The organism is Mycobacterium yunnanensis (genome assembly GCF_025823185.1).
GTDB classification, from domain to species: Bacteria; Actinomycetota; Actinomycetes; order Mycobacteriales; family Mycobacteriaceae; genus Mycobacterium; species Mycobacterium yunnanensis.
The window spans coordinates 1-18,511 of record NZ_JACKVK010000005.1; the positions used below are offsets into that span (position 1 = coordinate 1).

Annotated in this window: 15 protein-coding genes; 4 read left to right on the plus strand and 11 right to left on the minus strand. The window is 69.1% G+C overall.

Features of this window, described 5'->3' with window-relative positions; translation table 11 throughout:
* The 3 genes from H7K45_RS07170 to H7K45_RS07180 form a co-directional block, all read right to left on the minus strand.
* Positions 1–431: DUF222 domain-containing protein (locus tag H7K45_RS07170; RefSeq protein WP_263995098.1), on the minus strand; the 431-nt coding region annotated here is incomplete at its 3' end.
* 202 nt (positions 432–633) lie between these two features.
* Positions 634–1,770 carry a glycoside hydrolase 5 family protein gene (locus tag H7K45_RS07175; RefSeq protein ID WP_263995099.1) on the minus strand — a complete coding sequence of 379 codons (1,137 nt, stop codon included), beginning with the start codon at positions 1,768–1,770 and terminating at the stop codon, positions 634–636.
* A 176-nt stretch (positions 1,771–1,946) separates the two neighbouring features.
* Positions 1,947–3,311 carry an MFS transporter gene (locus tag H7K45_RS07180; RefSeq protein ID WP_263995100.1) on the minus strand — a complete coding sequence of 455 codons (1,365 nt, stop codon included), beginning with the start codon at positions 3,309–3,311 and terminating at the stop codon, positions 1,947–1,949.
* 115 nt (positions 3,312–3,426) lie between these two features.
* Between H7K45_RS07180 and phoU the strand changes: the two genes are divergently transcribed.
* From phoU to H7K45_RS07200, 4 genes are all read left to right on the plus strand, one after another.
* On the plus strand, positions 3,427–4,074 hold the full coding sequence (gene phoU, locus H7K45_RS07185) for a phosphate signaling complex protein PhoU (protein ID WP_263995101.1): 648 nt from the start codon (positions 3,427–3,429) through the stop codon (positions 4,072–4,074).
* Between the two features lie 12 nt (positions 4,075–4,086).
* Positions 4,087–5,043: a D-2-hydroxyacid dehydrogenase family protein gene (locus H7K45_RS07190; protein WP_263995102.1), complete on the plus strand. Its 957-nt coding sequence runs from the start codon at positions 4,087–4,089 to the stop codon at positions 5,041–5,043.
* Positions 5,044–5,240: 197 nt separating this feature from the next.
* A complete protein-coding gene (locus H7K45_RS07195; RefSeq protein ID WP_263995103.1) occupies positions 5,241–5,834 on the plus strand; it encodes an Rv1733c family protein in 594 nt (197 codons plus the stop codon).
* A gap of 17 nt (positions 5,835–5,851) precedes the next feature.
* A complete protein-coding gene (locus tag H7K45_RS07200; RefSeq protein ID WP_263995104.1) occupies positions 5,852–6,160 on the plus strand; it encodes a hypothetical protein in 309 nt (102 codons plus the stop codon).
* Here the strand turns inward: H7K45_RS07200 and H7K45_RS07205 are convergent.
* From H7K45_RS07205 to katG, 8 genes are all read right to left on the minus strand, one after another.
* Positions 6,132–7,022 carry a ferredoxin family protein gene (locus tag H7K45_RS07205; protein ID WP_263995105.1) on the minus strand — a complete coding sequence of 297 codons (891 nt, stop codon included), beginning with the start codon at positions 7,020–7,022 and terminating at the stop codon, positions 6,132–6,134. The genes H7K45_RS07200 and H7K45_RS07205 overlap by 29 nt on opposite strands.
* Positions 7,019–8,227, minus strand: coding sequence for a cupin domain-containing protein (locus H7K45_RS07210; protein ID WP_263995106.1), 1,209 nt, complete (start codon positions 8,225–8,227; stop codon positions 7,019–7,021). Before H7K45_RS07210 ends, H7K45_RS07205 begins: the two co-directional genes overlap by 4 nt.
* A gap of 9 nt (positions 8,228–8,236) precedes the next feature.
* The gene (locus tag H7K45_RS07215) at positions 8,237–8,485 is read right to left on the minus strand and encodes a BatC protein (RefSeq protein ID WP_263995107.1); all 249 of its coding nucleotides are present in this window, start codon (positions 8,483–8,485) and stop codon (positions 8,237–8,239) included.
* A 128-nt stretch (positions 8,486–8,613) separates the two neighbouring features.
* Positions 8,614–10,878: a glycoside hydrolase family 3 C-terminal domain-containing protein gene (locus H7K45_RS07220; RefSeq protein WP_372512514.1), complete on the minus strand. Its 2,265-nt coding sequence runs from the start codon at positions 10,876–10,878 to the stop codon at positions 8,614–8,616.
* A gap of 26 nt (positions 10,879–10,904) precedes the next feature.
* Positions 10,905–12,374 carry a phospholipase D-like domain-containing protein gene (locus H7K45_RS07225; RefSeq protein ID WP_263995109.1) on the minus strand — a complete coding sequence of 490 codons (1,470 nt, stop codon included), beginning with the start codon at positions 12,372–12,374 and terminating at the stop codon, positions 10,905–10,907.
* 84 nt (positions 12,375–12,458) lie between these two features.
* A complete protein-coding gene (locus H7K45_RS07230; protein WP_263995110.1) occupies positions 12,459–13,928 on the minus strand; it encodes an amidase in 1,470 nt (489 codons plus the stop codon).
* A 25-nt stretch (positions 13,929–13,953) separates the two neighbouring features.
* The gene (locus tag H7K45_RS07235; protein ID WP_263995111.1) at positions 13,954–16,062 is read right to left on the minus strand and encodes a catalase; all 2,109 of its coding nucleotides are present in this window, start codon (positions 16,060–16,062) and stop codon (positions 13,954–13,956) included.
* 166 nt (positions 16,063–16,228) lie between these two features.
* Complete coding sequence (katG, locus tag H7K45_RS07240; RefSeq protein WP_263995112.1) at positions 16,229–18,475, minus strand: catalase/peroxidase HPI; 2,247 nt, start codon at positions 18,473–18,475, stop codon at positions 16,229–16,231.
* Between the last annotated feature and the right edge of the window lie 36 nt (positions 18,476–18,511).

The window sequence follows — 18,511 nt, forward strand, 5'->3', positions numbered from 1 at the left end:
TCCACCGCCGGTGGGATGCGGCTCATCGCCTTGGCCAGCACGTGGACGTGCTCCCGGTTGATCACACCGTGGGACTGAGCGATCGCCGTGCACGGCAACACCGGATCCAGCGGTGCGCCGATCAGCGTCTGCCGCGACGCCAGCAGCGCGGCCTCCTCCAGCCGGCGCCCGGCCTCGCTCGGCGAGATGCGCCATCGGATGGCCAACACGTCGCGCCACGACTTGGCCCCCAGCACGTTCGGCGTCGTCTCGGCCTGCAGCCGGGTCAGCAGACGATGGCCCTGCACCGGCAACTGGCAGGTCAGCGTCTCCAGATCGTCGAGCACGGCGAGCAATTCGGGAGCGGTCAACGCGTCGACCGACAACGCCGCCAGCGCGTCATGTGCAGCGCGCAGCGCTGTAACCGCCGCCTGCACCTCCCCCGTACCCATGAATCAAACATATGTTCGAATCTTGGCAATTCGGGAGCGGTCAACGCGTCGACCGACAACGCCGCCAGCGCGTCATGTGCAGCGCGCAGCGCTGTAACCGCCGCCTGCACCTCCCCCGTACCCATGAATCAAACATATGTTCGAATCTTGGCGATTTGGCGACGTGTTCGATGGGGGAACGCTGAGGGAATGACGAACCGCCCTACTTGGCGCGCAGCAGCGGCGTCAGACGTCGGATGGCGCGGATCTCGTCGTCTCGATAGGGCCGTCCGTCGGGTCCGAGCAGGTCGCTGAACCACGGCTTCGGCGTGAGTTCGGGGCGGTCCCACGAATCCCAGGACAGATAGGTCTGGGTCTTGCCCGCGACCAAACCCCAGTTGAACGCGCCGACGTCGAGACGCTGCGCGACGGGCAGGATGCCCTCGACGTTGCTGCCCAAGGACCGGGCCAGGTATTCGGTGCACACGATCGGCCGCTGCAGGGGCGCCAGCTCGGCGACCCGGCCCTCGAACTCCGCCGGCTTGGCATAGGAGTGAAAGGTGATCACGTCGGAGCTGTCCAGCTGGATGCCCGCGATGACGCTGCGCTTGCCGGGGTCGGCCCAGGCCCCCTGCCACACCCCGCTCGTCAGGGGCTGGGTGGGGTCGACCTCCCGGGCCCACCGGAACACCTGCGGGAGCAGGTTGGCGACCAGGTCTTCCTTGTCGGGCCGCTCGACGTCGCGGTAGACGGCCGCGGGGTTGTCGGGCTCGTTCCACAGATCCCACCCCAGGACGCGGTCGTCATTGCGGAACTGCCTCAGCACCCCGGTGACGTACTCCTCGAGGGTGCCGACGTACTGCCGGTCGCCCAGGCGGTCGGCGCCCGGACTCTGCACCCATCCGGAGTTGTGCACACCCGGCACCGGCGCCCGCTGCGGACCCGCCTTGGGCCTGGGATCCCAGCACGAGTCGAAGAAGACGAACAGGGGCTTGATCGCGTGCCGTGCCGCGATCGTCACGAACTGCATCAACCGCCGCAGGAATCCACGGCGGTCCTGCGTCCACAGCAGGTCGTGCAGGAACACCCTGATCGAGTTGAGCCCGATCCGCCGGGCCATCCCCAGCTCGGCGTCGATGCGCCGAAGGTCGTAGGTCTCCGGTTGGAACATCTCGAGCTGGTTGACGGCGTTGGCGGGAATGTAGTTCGCGCCGACCAGTCCGCGATGGGCCCGATGCCAGCCCTGGGCACGCTCGACCGACCACCGTCCCGCATCCGCCGCCGAGGCGCGAGGTGTCGCACTCAGCGCCATCCCGCCAGCCAGGACGAGCGGAACCTTCAGTGCAGTTCGACGGTGCACGCCGTGACGTGGGACTGGTCCGCGACCACTGGCACGATCACCAACCAAGCTTTGGACCTCCGCGAATACCCGACGAAAGGCATTGCGGTACAACACCTTCGGTTGACGGCGCAGTCAATTCGAGCGTCGTCACGCACTACCGTACGTGACACGTGGCGGTGTGGCATCTGGGCCGCTCAGCGGCGCGTGGGCACCACCCAGGCACTGCCCTGCTCGTGGTCGAGCACCGTCATCCCCTTGTTCTTCAGACCGAAGACGTAGACCACCAGGCTGACGCCGATCACCACGGTGACGTAGACGATGAACGAACCGACGCGATCGGAGGACTTGGCCGCCTGGAACAGCAACGGCGCGGTGCCGCCGAACACCGAATTGGCCAGCGCATAGCCCAAACCGACGCCGAGCGCCCGCACCTCGGCGGGGAACAGTTCGGCCTTCACGATGGCGTTGACCGACGTGTACCCCGTCAAGATGACGTACCCGACCGCCGTGAGCGCGAAGGCGAGCAGCGGCGAGGTGGTCTGGGGCAGGTAGGTCAGCAGCACCCAGGTGTAGAGCACGCCGCCGATGCCGAAGAAGACCAACAGCACCTTGCGGCCGACCCGGTCGCTGAGCAGACCGCCCAGTGGCTGAAGGAGCATCAACAGGATCAGGCTGGTGAGGTTGATCCAGGTCGCGGTGACGGCCTGGTCGGAACCGAAGGTCGACTTCACGATCGCCGGGGCGTTGATGGTGTAGGTGTAGAACGCCACCGTGCCGCCCGCGGTGATGAGGAACACCAGCAGCAGAGGCCGCCAATGCGTGGTGAACAGCGCCTTCAAGGACCCGGCGGCCTTGTCGGTGCCGGCGCGCACCGCCTCGAGATAGGACTCGCTGAGCGACTCGTCCATCGAGCGGCGCATCCACAGCACCACCAGGGCGGCGATGCCACCGATGAAGAAACCGACCCGCCAGCCCCACGCCGTCACCATCTCCACGTCGAAGAGGCTCAACAAGATCAAGAGGGTGAACTGAGCGAGCACGTGGCCGCCGATGAGGGTGACGTACTGGAACGACGACAGGAAGCCGCGTCGGTGCGGAGTCGCGGCCTCCGACATGTACGTCGCCGACGTGCCGTACTCCCCACCGGTGGCGAACCCCTGCACCAACCTCGCGATGATCAGGATCACCGCCGCCCAGTAACCGATGATCTCTCGCGTCGGCATGACGGCCACCACGAACGCACACGCCGACATCACCGTGATGCTGAGCATCAGCGCCGACTTGCGTCCGCGCCGGTCGGCGTAGCGGCCGAAGAACCACGACCCCACCGGTCGCATCACGAAGGTCACCGCGAAGATGCCGTAGATGTAGAGCGTCGAGTTCTTGTCGGCCTTGTCGAAGAACTGGGCTTCGAAGTACGTGGCGAACACCGTGTAGACGTAGACGTCGTACCACTCGACGAGATTTCCCGCCGAGCCCTTCATCGTGTTGAGTACCGCCCGCCGGGTGCTGGTCGGAGCGAGGGTCGGACCACCGGGAGACTGGGTCGCGTCGGTCATCCGGCGACGATAACGGACCAGGTGACCGGTTCGTGGCGGGTTGGAGCGGGGCCCAGGTGGTCGCGGCCGGGCCCCACCAGGACGTGCCCGGGTCTCGTCGGGTAGTACAGGGATCATGCGGAACGACTTCCACGGCGAGCTCGACTCCCTCATCCAGACGTTGAGTCAGATGTGTGGTCTCGCCGGCCTGGCGATGGAGCGCGCCACCCAGGCCCTGTTGCAAGCTGATCTGCCACTGGCCGAACGCGTCATCACCGACCACGACCACCTGAGCCTGATGCAGTCCCAAGCCGAGGAGGCCGCGCTGCTGCTGCTCGCTCTGCAGGCCCCCGTCGCCGGCGATCTGCGGGTGGTTGTCAGCTCGATGCAGAACGTCGCCGACGCCGAGCGGATGGGCGGCTTGGCGCTGCACGTCGCCAAGATCGCACGTCGTCGCCACCCGGATTACGCCGTCCCCGAGGAAGTCAACGGGTTCTTCGCCGAAATGGGCCGCATCGCAGTCGATCTCGGCAACAACGCCAAGGACGTCGTCCTGTCCCGCGACCCGGAGCAGGCGGCTCAGATCGATCGTGACGACGACGCCATGGACCAACTCCACCGGCATCTCTTCACGATGATGATGGACGAGAAGTGGAAGCATGGCGTCGCCGCCGCCGTGGACGTCACCCTGCTCGGACGCTTCTACGAGCGCTTCGCCGACCACGCCGCACAGATCGGCAGGCGGATCGTCTTCCAGGTCACCGGGGAGACACCCGACATCTAGAGGAGGAAGTCCATGCCCACCGTGACGATCTTGGACGACTATCAAGGCGTGGCACTCACCAGCGCCGACTGGTCGGACGTGCGCCGCGACTACACCGTCGACGTGATCGGTGAGCACATCGCCGACCCCGAGGCCCTCGTCGACCGACTGCGCGACAGTGACGTCGTCGTGGCGATGCGTGAGCGAACCCCGTTTCCGGCCGCGGTGCTTCAGGCCCTGCCCGCACTGCGACTGCTGATCACCACCGGCCCGGTCAACGCGTCGATCGACCTCGCCGCGGCGGCAGCGGCAGGCATCACCGTGTGCGGAACCGGAGGCGCAGGCAACGCGATGCCGGAACTGACCATCGGCATGATCATCGCGCTGACCCGCAACTTCGCCCAGGAGGACGCGGCCGTCCGGGCCGGTGGCTGGCAACACACCATCGGCCCCGGCCTGCAGGGCAAGACGCTCGGGGTGGTGGGGTTGGGCCGTCTGGGCACCCCCGTGGCGCGCCTGGCGCAGGCCTTCGGCATGTCGGTCATCGCCTGGTCGCCCCGCCTAACTGCCGAACGCGCCGCCGAACACGGCGTCCGCGCCGTCACCAAGGCCGACCTCTTCGGCGAGTCCGACGTGATCACCGTGCACATGCCCCTGGCCGACGGCACCCGCGGCATCGTCGGGGCCGAGGACATCGCGCGGATGAAGCGCACGGCCTACCTGGTGAACACCTCGCGCGGGCCCATCGTCGACCAGGCCGCCTTGGTGGCGGCCCTTCGCGAGAACCGCATCGCGGGGGCCGGACTCGACGTATACGACACCGAACCCCTGCCGGTGGACGACCCGCTGCGGTCGCTGCCCAACACCCTGCTGCTTCCGCACATTGGGTACGTCACCACCGACGCCTACCGCGTGTTCTACCGCCATGCCGTCGAGGACATCGTGGCGTTCGACGCCGGCGCGCCACTCCGGGTTCTGACGCCGCGCTAGTTTGCTGGCCACCCTGGCCGGACCAGCTGGTGGCCCCGGTCACAATCGGCTGTGTCACCCGCCGACGGTGGCCCCCGCCACTCACCGGTTGTGATGCTCATCGCCCTGAGCCCGCAACACTTGGCGTCTCGTGCCGACGGTGTCACCATTGAACAGGTGTTGACGAGAAACTCCGGACTTCGAATTGGGCCGCGCCGATGAGCGCCGGATCGTTTGCTCAGCACATTCGCTGGAGTCTCGGGGCGTTGCGCCGTCATCCACTGACCCGTGCCACCGACCGGCTCGAGGCCGTGATCTTCCTGCTGCTGTTCACGGCGACACTGCTCGCCATTCCCTTCGCGGCCCACGTCGGCGACCAGGCGTACGAGTCGACGATGTCCTTCGTGCGGGAGGAGACGCAGAACCGCCACTCCGTCGAGGCCCAGGTGCTCACCGGCACCCCCGCCCCCACCGACTTCGGCGCCCCCCTCTACGTCGAGGCGAAGTGGACCGAGGGCACCCAGGAGCGCACCGAACGCATCGTCAGCCCGGGGCCCGTCCCGACGGGCGAGAAGATCACCGTGTGGTTGGACACCACGGGCAAGGTCGTCTCGGCGCCCCTGAGGCCGTCCGACGCATCGGTGAATGCGACGAGCGCGGGTTGGTCGGTGTGGCTGCTGGCCGCCGTATTCTGCGGGCTGGTCGGCCTGGCCGTCCGCAGGGCGCTCGACCGGGTGCGGTCCCGGTCGTGGGACCGCGCGCACCAACTGTTCGCCTACGGCGACGACGGTTGGGCCGACCGCAGGGGCTGAGCCCTACACTCGACCGGGTGAGCGGACCGGAGATCACCGAGGACGGTCACTACTTCGTGATCGACGGCCGGCGCTGGCGGGCGACCGATCCCGGCATCCCCGAGGACCGGCGGGCCGAGCTGACCCGCATCCTGATGGCCTGGCGACGAGAAGTGCGCCGCACCAAGGGAACCGATGAGGAGCGGGCCGCCCGCACGGGCGTTCAGGCCGCCAAGGTCGCCCTTGGCGAACGGGGTACGCCGCCGTGGTGGGAGCAGACCGACGAGCAACGACGGGCCCGGTGGGAGACCACCGTCGCTAGCCCCGCTCGAGCGACACCAGCGTAAAGGTCCGCACCCGCCCCGGAACCGTTGCGCTGCACTGGGACAGGAGCGGCTCGGACAGGCGTTCCCCGACCACGACGTCGACGGTGCCGCCCTCGGCCGCCAGCGTCACACGGGCGGTGCCGTCGGCCGGCTCCACGCGCAGCGGCGCCAGCGCCCGCAACCTGTCCTCGCCCAGCGCCTCGCGCGCGAAGTACTGCGCCGCCTGCACGACGTGCGGCAGGGAGGTCCGCCCGCGCAGGAGGCCGTTGTTCACCCGCCCGTCGGCGTACAGGCTCACCAGGTGTGCGGCGTCGACGGTCTCGACTCGCCCGTAGCACAGGCCTTCCGGCAGGATCAGCATCGTCGCGGCGAACCGGTCGCCACCCAAATGCGAACATTCCCAGGTGATTTCGGGATAGGCCGCCGCGATGGCCGCGGCCGCGCCGCGGCCCCGGACCGCGCAGCACTGATCGTGCCGGCCGTGCGCGCACACCGCGACCAGTGGCGCCCCGGTCGGGTGGCCTGCGGAGCCGTCGAGCGGCAGCTCGAGGTAGTCGGCGGGCCCGGAGACCTCGCCGTGGTGCAGCGCTTCCGCACCGAGGCGGGAGTCGGCGACGAACCACCGCCATCGCCGGGGCGCCGAGCGCCGGCCGGGCCGCCGGATCGCCGCGATCCGCATTCCGGCCGCCTCGGCCCGGCGGACGATGGCGCGGCCCAGCCCAGGGTCGATCACCGACGGTGAGTCCATGAACGCCGAAGGACCCCAGGCGCCGCACAATTCGAGCATCAGCCACGACGACCCCGCCGAGGCGGTGCCGTACATGGGGTCGCCGCGGTCGCGCGAGACATCGCTGCAGGGCCGCCAACCGGCAGGCTGCGTCATTCGCCCGCCGGTACGACGACCGCCTCGCGCAGCAGCCGACGAATCACGACCTCCCCGTCTGCCGCGTCCAGCCCGGGCAGCGACCCGGCCTCGGCGACGACGCCCGCGTGCAACGCCTCGAGGGCGTCGGCGCACGACTCCGGCAGGCTGATGGTGCGGTCCGAGAGGGTGACGGTCACCCGGCCGTCATGGCGTCGCACGGTCGCGACGAGACCGGGCCGCCACCGGACCGAGGTGGTGGCGGCGTTCTCGGCGGCCACCAGTGATGCCAGCGGCCGGACCGCGACGGGCCGGGTCCGGTCGGCGAATCGCCACCTCAACGATGTGGCGGCGTGCTCGCCCAGGTCGGCGGCGTGATCACGCAGCCTCTCGGACAGCTCCGCGATGAGCTTGGTGGCGGTCGCGGCCATCTCGCTCTGGTCGGTGAGGTCGGCCCCCATCGGGAGGGACCGGCGGAATTCGGCGTCTGCCGCCAGTTGGTCGACGACGGCGCGCACCACGTCGACCGCCGTGAACGCCGAGACGCCGATCGTCAGATGCACCGACGTCGCACCCAGGGCGCGGGCCGAGTGAATCCAGCCTCGCGGAAGATACAGCGCGTCGCCCGGATTGAGCACCGCGTCGACGACCGGCTCGTCGCGGACGCGCTCACCGATCGCGTCGCGGTGATCGGTCCACGGCTGCGAGGGCAGCGGGTCGGGGTGCACCGGCTCGTGCACGATCCAATGCTTGGTGCCCGCGGTCTGCAAGACGAACACGTCGTGGACGTCGTAATGGGCGTCGAAACCGCGATTCTGGGGCGGCGTGACGTAGGCGTTGGCCTGAACGGGATGCCCGAGGTCGTCGACCATGGCGCGAACGAAGTCGATCATCGGCGGCCACAACCGGTGCAGGCCTTGCAGCACGATCGTCGAACCAGACGCGAATTGGTCGAGCACCTTCGCCGAGTCGACCTGGTCGGGCATCTCCGCACCGAAACCGGCTGGGCTGAGGTAGCGCTCGCGGGCGAGCACCTCGCCCTCCTTGGCGACCCGAATGAACGGCGCTCGCACGCCGCGCTCGGACAGCAACTCGTCGACGTCGTCGACCGAGAGGAGATCGGAGAAGTCGCGCGGCAGGTCGGCCGCTCGGGTCAGCAACGGCAACCGCCCCCAGTGTTCGCGTGCGAACGTCTGGGGGTCGGCGCCGATGCAACGGGTCAGCACGAGGCTGGGTCAGGCAGTGCCGTCCGCGCCGCCGTCGTGACCATCGGGGTTGGAACCACCGTCGGCCGGGCCCTCGCCGCCCGCACTGCCGTCGGCGCCACCGTCGTGACCACCGGGGTTGGAACCACCGTCGGCCGGGCCCTCGCCGCCGGCGCTGCCGTCGGCGCCGCCGTCGTGACCGCCGGGGTTGGAACCACCGTCGGCCGGGCCCTCGCCACCTGCACCGCTGGTGGTGATGTCGTCGTCGTTGATCGCCATTGATTCATCTCCTTCATCGAACCGCATCGGGGCGTGCGCAGGAGGAGCCTGCGACGGCGCGGTGAGTGCGGACTTGCCCGGCGGGCGCCTTCCCAAACCGAAGGTACGGCTGACCTAACCGCACGGGTCTACGTCTCGGCGTCGTCGGACGGACGTGCGGCGAGGAGGGCGTCGACCATGGCGGGGTCCACGTCGGCTCCGAACATGGCGACCCGTCCGATCGGGAAGGAGTCGAGCAGCTTCGAGAGGTCGACGCCCTCGGGCATCATCGCGGCGGGGGCGTCGCCCATCATCTCGGCCATCGCCGCCCGAAGGATCGGCCCGGCGGCGGGGTCGGCGAGCACCTCGCCGATCGACGACGTCCGCGACAGCGGCACGGCGACGGGATCGCCGGCCACCTCGACCCGCACCGTCGAGCGGACGTCCCGGCTGGAGGCGGCGACGTCGAAGGAGTACGTGCCGCCCTCGACCACCCAGGAGTCGACGCGGACGTCCCAGTAGGCCAGGTCCGTGCGCCGCACGACGAGCACCACCTCGCGCGTCTGGCCGGGTTCCAAGGGCACCGCCGCGAACGCCTTGAGCTCCCGTGGGGGACGCTGCGTGGTCGCCGTGGGCAGCGAAGAATACAGCTGGACGATCTCCCGGCCGGCCACCGGCCCGGTGTTGGTCACGGTCAGCGAGACCTCGACGTCGCCGCCGGCTGCGGTCGACGCCGACGCCGGTCCGTACTCGAAGGTGGTGTAGGACAGGCCATGTCCGAACGGATGGGCGACGTCGAGGTCGCGGGCGTCGTACCAGCGGTACCCCACGAAAAGTCCCTCGCCGTAGCGCACGCGGGAGAACTCGCCGGGAAAGTCGAGATAGGCCGGGGAGTCGGCGAACCGCAGTGGAATGGTCTCGGTCAGCTTGGCCGACGGGTTGACCACCCCGAAGAGCACGTCGGCGGTCGCCCCGCCGCCCGCCTGGCCCAGCAACCAGCCCTCCAGGATGGCCGGCACGTTGGCCGCGAACGAGAGGGTGACGACACCGCCGTTGGACAGCACGACGACGGTGTTCGAATTGGCGTCGACGACCGCCTGCAGCACGGCGAGCTGATTGGCGGGCAGGTCGACGTCGTCACGGTCGTAGCCCTCGGACTCCAGCCGGGCCGGCAGGCCGAGGAACACCACCGCGACCTCGGCACCGCTCGCCGCGGCGACCGCCTCGTCCAGCAGTCGCGCCGCATCGGACTCTGCCACGTCGACTGCGGTGTCGAAACCCGCGGCGTAGGTCACCGAACCCGTTGCCATGGCACGTATCTCGTCGACCGCCCGGTCCAGTCGAGTGGGGTTGATCATCGACGAGCCGGCACCCTGATACCGCGGGTCGGCGGCGAACGCGCCGATCACGGCGATGTCGGCGTCCGGTGACAGTGGCAGCAGGCCACCGTCGTTCTTGAGCAGCACGATCGAGCGCCCCGCCGCCTCACGCGCCAGGGCATGATGCGCGTCGACGTCCAGCGGCCCCGACACCGGAGCACGGGCGCCCGTTCGTTCGACGAGTGCCCACACGCGGGCAGCCGCAACGTCGAGGGCCGACTCGTCGAGGGAGCCGTCGGCGACGGCCGCCAGCAGTTGGGCGGTGCTCACGCCGCGGGACCCGGGCATCTCCAGGTCCAGGCCGGCGGCCAGCGCCCTGACCCGGTCGTCGACCGCGCCCCAGTCCGACACGACCACCCCGTCGAAACCCCACTCCTCGCGCAGCACCGTGGTCAGCAGCCACCGGTCCTCCGACGCGTACACCCCGTTGACGCGGTTGTACGAGCACATCACCGTCCACGGGCGGGCGTCGGTGACGACGCGGCCGAAGGCGCGTAGATAGATCTCGCGCAGCGGCCGGGGGTCGACCTCGGCGCTGACCCGCATGCGGTCGGTCTCCTGGTTGTTGACCGCGAAGTGCTTCAACGACGCACCGACGCCGCGGCTCTGAATGCCGTCGACCATGGCCGCACCCAGCACGCCGGCGACGATCGGATCCTCGGAGAAGTACTCGAAGTTGCGCCCGCACAACGGCGATCGCTTGATGTTGACGCCGGGACCGAGCACCACCCCGACGTCCTCGATGACCGCCTCGGTGCCGATCGCCTCACCGACACGTCGAATGAGGTCGACGTCCCACGACGAGCCCATCGCGACCGCGGGCGGAAAGCAGGTGGCAGGCACGCTGTCGCCGAGCCCCAGGTGATCGCCCGAACCACGCTGCTTGCGCAGGCCGTGCGGACCGTCGGTCATCATGATCGAGGGCACGCCGTGGCCCTCGAGCGCCGCGGTGTGCCAGAAGTCGGCGCCGCTGAGCAGGGCGGCCTTCTCCTCGATGGTCAGCGAGTCGATCTCCTGGGACGTCATCACGTCCATGGTGCCCGTCCTCGGGGGCAGACGGGTCAGTCGACGAACCCGCCGAGCCACCGCGCCACGCTCCTGGCGAACGACTCGGGTACTCGGTCGGGATCCATCAGGTCGTTCTCCGCCCACAGGCTGCGTTCGCCGGCGACCGTCTCGGGGGTGAACGGCAGCAGCGTCCGGCCCGAGCCACGCAGCGCCTCGACGGCCCCGAGGAACGAATTTCGCTCGGTGACTTCGCGTTCGAAGTCCTCGACCGCCACGCCGAGGTGCTCGCACACCAACGCGTTGCGCAGCGCGACGATCGTGCCCGCGACGTCGTCCTCGTCGTCGGCCCCGTGCGCCTCGATGGCCACGTCGCACTCACTGTCGAAGCCCAGCGACCGGTTGTTGAGGTTCGACGAGCCGACCCGGAACAACCGGTCGTCGACCGCCATGACCTTGGCGTGCACGTAGACCGGCGTGCCGCCGTCGGTCACCGGCCAGTACACCCCGAGGCGGTCGTGCTGGTCAGCAGCCCACAGGCGCTTCAACATTCGGTATCGCGCACTGTCCATGGCCCGCTCCTCCAGCGGGCTCTCGGACTTGCGCGGGATGACGATCACGACTTCCGGACCCGACGGTTCGCGCAGGCGGGCGCAGAGTGCGTCGACGAGTATTCGCGAGGCCAGGTACTGGTTCTCCAGATAGATCGTGTCGTGCGCGGCGGCCATGCCAGCCAAGTTGAGCGCCTCGACCTCGCGCACCTCCTCGCCCTCGCCAAGCCGGGGCATGGTGCGGGCCACCGCGACGTCGACGTCGTGCAGGGTCGGCTCCAGCCCGCCGGGCCAGAGGTCGCGCGTGCCCTCGACCGGCTCCAGGTCGACGCCGGTGGCCGCCAACCAGCGGTCGCGGGCGACCTCCGAGAGGGCGCGGGCCGCGGCACCGTCCACCGCGGCCGCCACCTCGTGGCGTGGTCCGTGCGGCTCGCCGAGCGCGCGCCTGAGCCGGTTCTCGTCGAGATGTTCCGGGGTGTCCCAACGGTCCACCGTGAAGTCGATGCCGCCGCAGAACGCCACCGAGTCGTCGACCACGACGATCTTCTGATGGTGCACCGCCCCGGTGGGATGCGCGCCGTCGATGGCGAAGTGCAGGCGCTCACTGCTGAAGCGGTTCATGAACGACACCGGGGTGACGCCCTCCCAAAAACCTTCGAAGGCGGGCAGCAATCGCAGATTGGACCGCAGCACGTACACCTCGAGGTCGGGTCGTTTGCGGACCACCGACCGCAGGAATGGTCCCAACTCGTTGTATCCCGGCACCGTCTTGCCGCCGGGCTCGAAGACCGTCCGGGAGTCGAAGTCCCATCCGATGAGCAAGATGCGGTGCTTGGCCCGCACCATCGCCGCCTTGGTGTGGCGGAAGTAGTCGGCCGCGTCCACGATGAAGGCGAATCGATCGGCGCGCTCGATGCGCCAGCACGTCTGACCCGGAACCAGGAGGCGATCGCCGGTCGCGTGCGACGCTGACATAGCGCAGTGTCTATCACATCGAAACGACCCGTTCGGGGCCCGAGGCCGGCGGTAAGGGACCGGACACACCGCAGGCGGCCGACGCTAGATCGGCGCGAACCGATCAGACCATGGCACCGCCCGCTCCAGCTGGCTGGCCAGCCGGATCAGCAGCGACTCACCGGCCAGCGGTGCGACGAACTGGACGCCGAGCGGCAGTCCGTCGGCGGTCTGATGCAGCGGCAGGGAGATGGCGGGCCGCCCGGTGACGTTGGCCAGCTGCGTGTACGGCACCCAGCCCAGGTTCTGATCCACCATGTCGTCGACGATCCGGGTGTGGCGCAGCAACGTCGCGGTGCGGGTCCTGATCAGCACGTCGGCACCGCGTTGCAACGCCACCGGAAGATCGAACTGGCCGATCCGCGGTGGCGGCGTCGCGAGGGTCGGCGTCAGCAGCAGGTCGTAGGACTCGAAGAACGTCGTGAGGCGGCGAGTGTGCTCGTGGCGTCGTTCGACGGCGTCCACGTAGTCGACGCCGCCGGTAGCGCGGCCCAGCGCGGCCATGATGAGCGTGTCGCGCTCGAAGGAGTCGTCGCGCGCCCCGGTCCGCCGCTTCGCCTCGGCGACTTCGTGGGCCACGTGGACGAACCAGGTGAGCAGGAAGTCCTTGGCGAGCACGGCGTCGTCGAACGGCGCCCGAGGCAACTCCTCGACGTGGTGACCGAGGTCGGTCAGCGCGCGCACGGTGGCCTCGACGGCCGCGGCCGCCTCCGGGTGCGGGGCCGGGGTGATGGCCGACGGCACACGCACGCCGATCCGCAGCCGGCCCGGATCCTGACCGACGCACGACGAGAAGGGTGTCTCGGGTATGCCAGGCACGTAGGGCCCGCCCGGCTCGCCGCCGCGGAGGACGTCGAGCATGCCTGCCGTGTCGCGGACCGTGCGGGACACCACGCCCTGGACGGCCGCCCCGTGCATGGGCTCGCCGTGCGCCGGCCCGGAGGGGGTCAGCCCGCGACCCGGTTTGAGGCCGACCAGACCGCAACAGGCGGCGGGGATGCGGATCGACCCGCCGCCGTCGTTGGCGCCCGCGCACGGCACCACCCCCGCCGCGACCGCGGCCGCCGAGCCACCGGATGAGCCACCTGGCGTGTGCTCGGTGTTCCACGGGTTGCGAGCGGGACCCCAGGCGACGGGCTCGGTGATGCCCTTCGCCCCGAATTCGGGAGTGTTGGTCTTGCCAAAGACGACCAGCCCGGCGTCGACCCACCGCTGCACGACGGTCGCGTGCTCGGCGGCGGGCGTGAACTTCCACGCCCGCGAGCCCGCCGAGGTCGGCAGCCCCCCATAGTCCTGTGCCAAGTCCTTGATCAGGAACGGGACGCCGGCGAACGGGCCCTCGAGGTCGTCGGTCGGTACGGCGGGCACGTCGCGCACGATCGCGTTGACGCGCGGGTTGACCGCCGCGGCACGTTCGCGGGCCACGGCCAGCAGCTCCGCCGCCGACACCTGGCGGTCCGCGACGAGTTTGGCCAACCCGGTGGCGTCGTGGGCGCGGTACTCCTCGAAGTCCATCGCCTGACTGTAGGTGCCGCGAGTCCTAGCCCGAGACGGGTGGCACCGCCGAGGCCATCACCTTCGCCGCACGATCCCACGCGCGGTGCATCCCGAGCTCGGCTGCCAGGGTCGCGGTGAACGCCTTGTCGGCGTCCGACGCGACTGCGATGCCGGGACCCTTGAGTGGGATCCTGGCGGCCTTGAGAACCGCCGTGCCGTCACCCCACGCCGCGATCGACTTGCAGTGCCGGAACGCCTCCTGGAGCAACACGACGAGCTTGATGTCGGCAGCCGTCGTACCCCCTGCGACGACCACGGCGTCGAACTCGATCGAACGGGCGGTCGCGAAGGTCCGGTCGACGGTGACCGACCGGCGTCCCGACTTGAGTACGCCGCCCACCGGCGCGACGACGAGCGCCGTCACCCCAAGGGCTGCAACCGATTTGACGAGCTTGGCAATGCCTGCCAGATCGGAGCCGGCATCGGCGACGATCGCGATCTTGCGGCCGTCGACGCGGCCCGGCTGGGCGACGATCTGCACCAGTGCCGGTGACACCTCGACGTCGGCGGGCGGGGTGCCCTTGGGCGCCGGCAGGCCGAGGCCGGCCGCGACCTGCTGACACAGATCGGCGTCGACGTTGGCCAGGACCTCGAGCTCGCGTTCCTTGATCGATTGCTCGTAGACCTTGCCCAGTTCGAAGGTGAACGCCTCGACGATGTGCGCCTTCTCCAGCGTCGTCATGCTCTGGTAGAACATCGCGGGCTGGGTGAAGTGGTCGTCGAAGGACGCCGGCTGCGCCCGCACGGTGGGGCCCTCGACGACACGCGGAGTCTGGACGTACCCGCCGTGTGCTTCGTCGGCCGGCATCGGCTCGCCCCCGTCGACGCTGTTGCGGTGGTACGGCGCCTCGCCGGTGTGAATCGCCGTCTGGTGCATGCCGTCTCGAAGCATGTCGTTGACCGGGCAGTGCGGCCGGTTGATCGGCAACTGTGAGAAGTTGGGTCCGCCGAGCCGGGTCAGCTGGGTGTCGAGGTAGGAGAACAGCCGCGCCTGCATGAGCGGGTCGTTGGTGACCTCGATGCCCGGCACCAGATGCCCGGTGTGGAAGGCGACCTGCTCGGTTTCGGCGAAGTAGTTGGTGGGGTTGCGGTTCAGCGTCATCTTGCCGATCAACTGCACCGGGACCAGTTCCTCGGGCACGATCTTCGTCGGGTCGAGCAGGTCGATCCCGTCGTACGAGTCGGTCCCGTCGTCCGGCATGACCTGCACGCCCAACTCGTATTCCAGGAACGCGCCTGCTTCGATGCCGTCGGCCATGTCGCGACGGTGGAAGTCCGGGTCGCATCCGGCGGCGATCTGCGCTTCCTCCCACACCAGCGAGTGCACCCCGGCCACCGGCTTCCAATGAAATTTCACCAGGCTCGTCGCACCCTTGGCATTCACCAACCGAAACGTGTGTACGCCAAAGCCTTCCATGGTGCGGTACGACCGGGGAATGCCACGATCGCTCATGTTCCACATGACGTGATGGGTGGCCTCGGTGTGCAGCGACACGAAGTCCCAGAACGTGTCGTGCGCCGACTGGGCCTGCGGAATCTCACGGTCGGGCTGGGGCTTGCCTGCGTGGATCACGTCGGGGAACTTGATGCCGTCCTGGATGAAGAAGACCGGCATGTTGTTGCCGACGAGGTCGAAGTTGCCCTCGTCGGTGTAGAACTTCACGGCGAAGCCACGGGTGTCACGGACGGTGTCCGCCGAGCCGCGGGATCCGAGCACGGTCGAGAACCGGGTGAAGACCTCCGTCGTGGTGCCCTTCTTGCCGAGGAAGCCTGCCTTGGTGAACGCCGCTGCGGTGCCGTAGGACTCGAAGACGCCGTGGGCTGCCGCGCCGCGGGCGTGCACGACGCGCTCCGGGATGCGTTCGTGGTCGAAGTGGGTGATCTTCTCGCGAAGGTGGAAGTCCTCCAGCAGGGTCGGTCCGCGCGGGCCCGCCTTGAGGGAGTGGTCCGTGTCGGGGATGCGCAGTCCCTGCGCGGTGGTGAGGTAGGCGCCGGACTGGGCGCGCGGATCACCGTCGACCGCCTGTCCGTTGGTGACGCCGGTGGGGCTCGCCGGGGCGGGCGCTGACTGATCGGGCTTACGGGCAGGCATGGAACTCCTTGATCGGGTTCGTGCGTCACGTGCTGGCCGGCCTCTGCTTAACCCGCTGCGACTGTTGTCCTTACCCCGAATCCGTCGACGTATGCCTGCATCGCGTCCCCAAACGACGACCGGGCCGGATCCCGAAGGATCCGGCCCGGCGTCGGTCGACCAGCGCTTAGCTCAAGTCGAACCGGTCGTTGTTCATGACCTTCACCCACGCAGCGACGAAGTCCTCCACGAACTTGCCCTGGTTGTCGTCCTCGGCGTACACCTCGGCGATGGCGCGCAGCACCGAGTTCGAGCCGAACACCAGGTCGTTGGGGGTGGCCGTCCACTTGAGCTCACCGGTCGCCCGATCGGAGCCCTCGTAGGCGTGTTCGCCGGTCTCGGCCGACTTCCACTTGGTGCCCATGTCGAGCAGGTTGACGAAGAAGTCGTTGCTCAGCACACCCGGCCGGTCGGTCAGCACGCCGTGCTTGCTGCCGCCGTGGTTGGCGCCGATGGCCCGCAGGCCACCGATCAGCACGGTCAGCTCCGGGGCCGTCAGGTCCAGGAAGTAGGCCTTGTCGACCAGCAGCTGCTCGAGCGGTGCCTTCTCGCCAGGCTTCGCGTAGTTGCGGAACCCGTCGGCCTGCGGCTGGAGCACGGCGAACGACTCGACGTCGGTCTGCTCTTGGGTGGCATCGGTGCGGCCCGGCGCGAAGTGCACGTCGATGTCGAAACCACCGTCCTTGGCGGCCTTCTCGATGCCGGCATTGCCGGCCAGCACGATGAGGTCGGCCAGCGAGATCTTCTTCCCACCGGAGGCCGAGGCGTTGAACTCCTGCTGGATCTTCTCCAGCACCGGGAGCACCCTGTCGAGCTCGGTGGGCTCGTTGACCTCCCAGCTGCGCTGCGGCTCGAGGCGAATGCGCGCGCCGTTGGCGCCACCGCGCTTGTCGGTGCCGCGGAAGCTCGAGGCAGCCGCCCATGCCGTCTTCACCAGCTGCGGCACGCTCAGCCCGGCGCCGAGCACCTTGGCCTTCAGCTCGGCGACGTCGGCGTCGTCGACCAGCGCGTGGTCGACAGCGGGTACGGGGTCCTGCCACAGCTGCGGCTCGGCCACCCAGGGGCCGAGGTAGCGGGTGACGGGTCCCAAGTCACGGTGCAGCAGCTTGTACCAGGCACGTGCGAAGGCGTCGTTCATCTCCTCCGGGTGGTCGAGCCACCGGCGCGTGATCTTGCCGTAGATCGGATCGACACGCATCGAGACGTCGGTGACCAGCATCGTGGGCTTGCGGGGCGGGCCGCCGAAGGGATCCGGGATGATCGCCTCGGAGGCCGTGGCCTCGAACTGCCAGGCACCACCGGGGCTCTTGGTCAGCTCCCACTCGTTGCCGTAGAGCAGCTCGAGGTAGCGGTTGCTCCACTGCGTCGGCGTGTCGGTCCAGACGACCTCGAGGCCGCTGGTGATGGTGTCGCCGGCGTTGCCCGAGCCGAACGGGCACTTCCAGCCCAGGCCCTGCTGCTCGATCGGCGCGCCCTCGGGCTCCGGGCCGACGTTGTCGGCGCTGGCGCCGTGGGTCTTGCCGAGGGTGTGACCGCCGACGATCAGCGCGGCGGTCTCCTCGTCGTTCATGGCCATCCGACCGAAGGTCTCGCGGATGTCGTGGGCGGCGGCCAGCGGATCCGGCTTGCCTTCGGGCCCTTCGGGATTGACGTAGATCAGGCCCATGGTGGTGGCACCGAAGGGCTCGGCCAGTTCACGCTTGTCGCTGTCGTTGGTGCCGCCATACCGCTTGTCGGTGCCCAGCCAGGTGTCCTCCTGGCCGAAGAGGATCTCCTCGGGCTCCCAGATGTCCTCGCGACCGAAGCCGAAACCGAAGGTCTCGAATCCGGCCGACTCGAGTGCCACGTTGCCGGCGAAGACCAGCAGGTCGGCCCACGACAGCTTGCTGCCGTACTTCTTCTTGACCGGCCACAGCAGACGGCGGGCCTTGTCGAGGTTGGCGTTGTCGGGCCAGCTGTTCAGCGGGGCGAACCGCTGGCTGCCCTGGCCACCGCCACCGCGACCGTCGTAGATGCGGTAGGTGCCCGCGGCGTGCCAGCTCATCCGGATGAACAGGCCGGCGTAGCTGCCGTAGTCGGCGGGCCACCAGTCCTGCGAGGTGGTGATGACGTCGAGGACGTCGGCCTTCAGTGCGTCGACGTCGACCTTCGAGAACGCCGCGGCGTAGTCGAAGTCCGCGCCCAGGGGATTGCCCTTGGCCGGCTGGCGGTGCAGCACCGACACGTCGACCTGCTCGGGCCACCAATCCTGATTGGTCAGCGGCGCGTGGCCCTTGGGGTGCGGCGATTCGATTGCCGGGTTCTCGCTCTCGCTGTGCGAGCTGGTTCCCGAATCAGGGGCTGGGGGGCGGCTATCGGATGTATCGGTTGACACGACATTCCTTCCGGGTTTGACGAAACGGGCTGGGTT

Excerpts from the sequence above, each read along its gene's own strand:
- H7K45_RS07180 (WP_263995100.1), bottom strand. The coding sequence starts at position 3,311 with ATGACCGACGCGACCCAGTCTCCCGGTGGTCCGACCCTCGCTCCGACC.
- phoU (WP_263995101.1), top strand. The coding sequence starts at position 3,427 with ATGCGGAACGACTTCCACGGCGAGCTCGACTCCCTCATCCAGACGTTG.
- H7K45_RS07190 (WP_263995102.1), top strand. The coding sequence starts at position 4,087 with ATGCCCACCGTGACGATCTTGGACGACTATCAAGGCGTGGCACTCACC.
- H7K45_RS07195 (WP_263995103.1), top strand. The coding sequence starts at position 5,241 with ATGAGCGCCGGATCGTTTGCTCAGCACATTCGCTGGAGTCTCGGGGCG.
- H7K45_RS07205 (WP_263995105.1), bottom strand. The coding sequence starts at position 7,022 with ATGACGCAGCCTGCCGGTTGGCGGCCCTGCAGCGATGTCTCGCGCGAC.
- H7K45_RS07215 (WP_263995107.1), bottom strand. The coding sequence starts at position 8,485 with ATGGCGATCAACGACGACGACATCACCACCAGCGGTGCAGGTGGCGAG.
- H7K45_RS07220 (WP_372512514.1), bottom strand. The coding sequence starts at position 10,878 with ATGGACGTGATGACGTCCCAGGAGATCGACTCGCTGACCATCGAGGAG.
- H7K45_RS07225 (WP_263995109.1), bottom strand. The coding sequence starts at position 12,374 with ATGTCAGCGTCGCACGCGACCGGCGATCGCCTCCTGGTTCCGGGTCAG.
- H7K45_RS07230 (WP_263995110.1), bottom strand. The coding sequence starts at position 13,928 with ATGGACTTCGAGGAGTACCGCGCCCACGACGCCACCGGGTTGGCCAAA.
- H7K45_RS07235 (WP_263995111.1), bottom strand. The coding sequence starts at position 16,062 with ATGCCTGCCCGTAAGCCCGATCAGTCAGCGCCCGCCCCGGCGAGCCCC.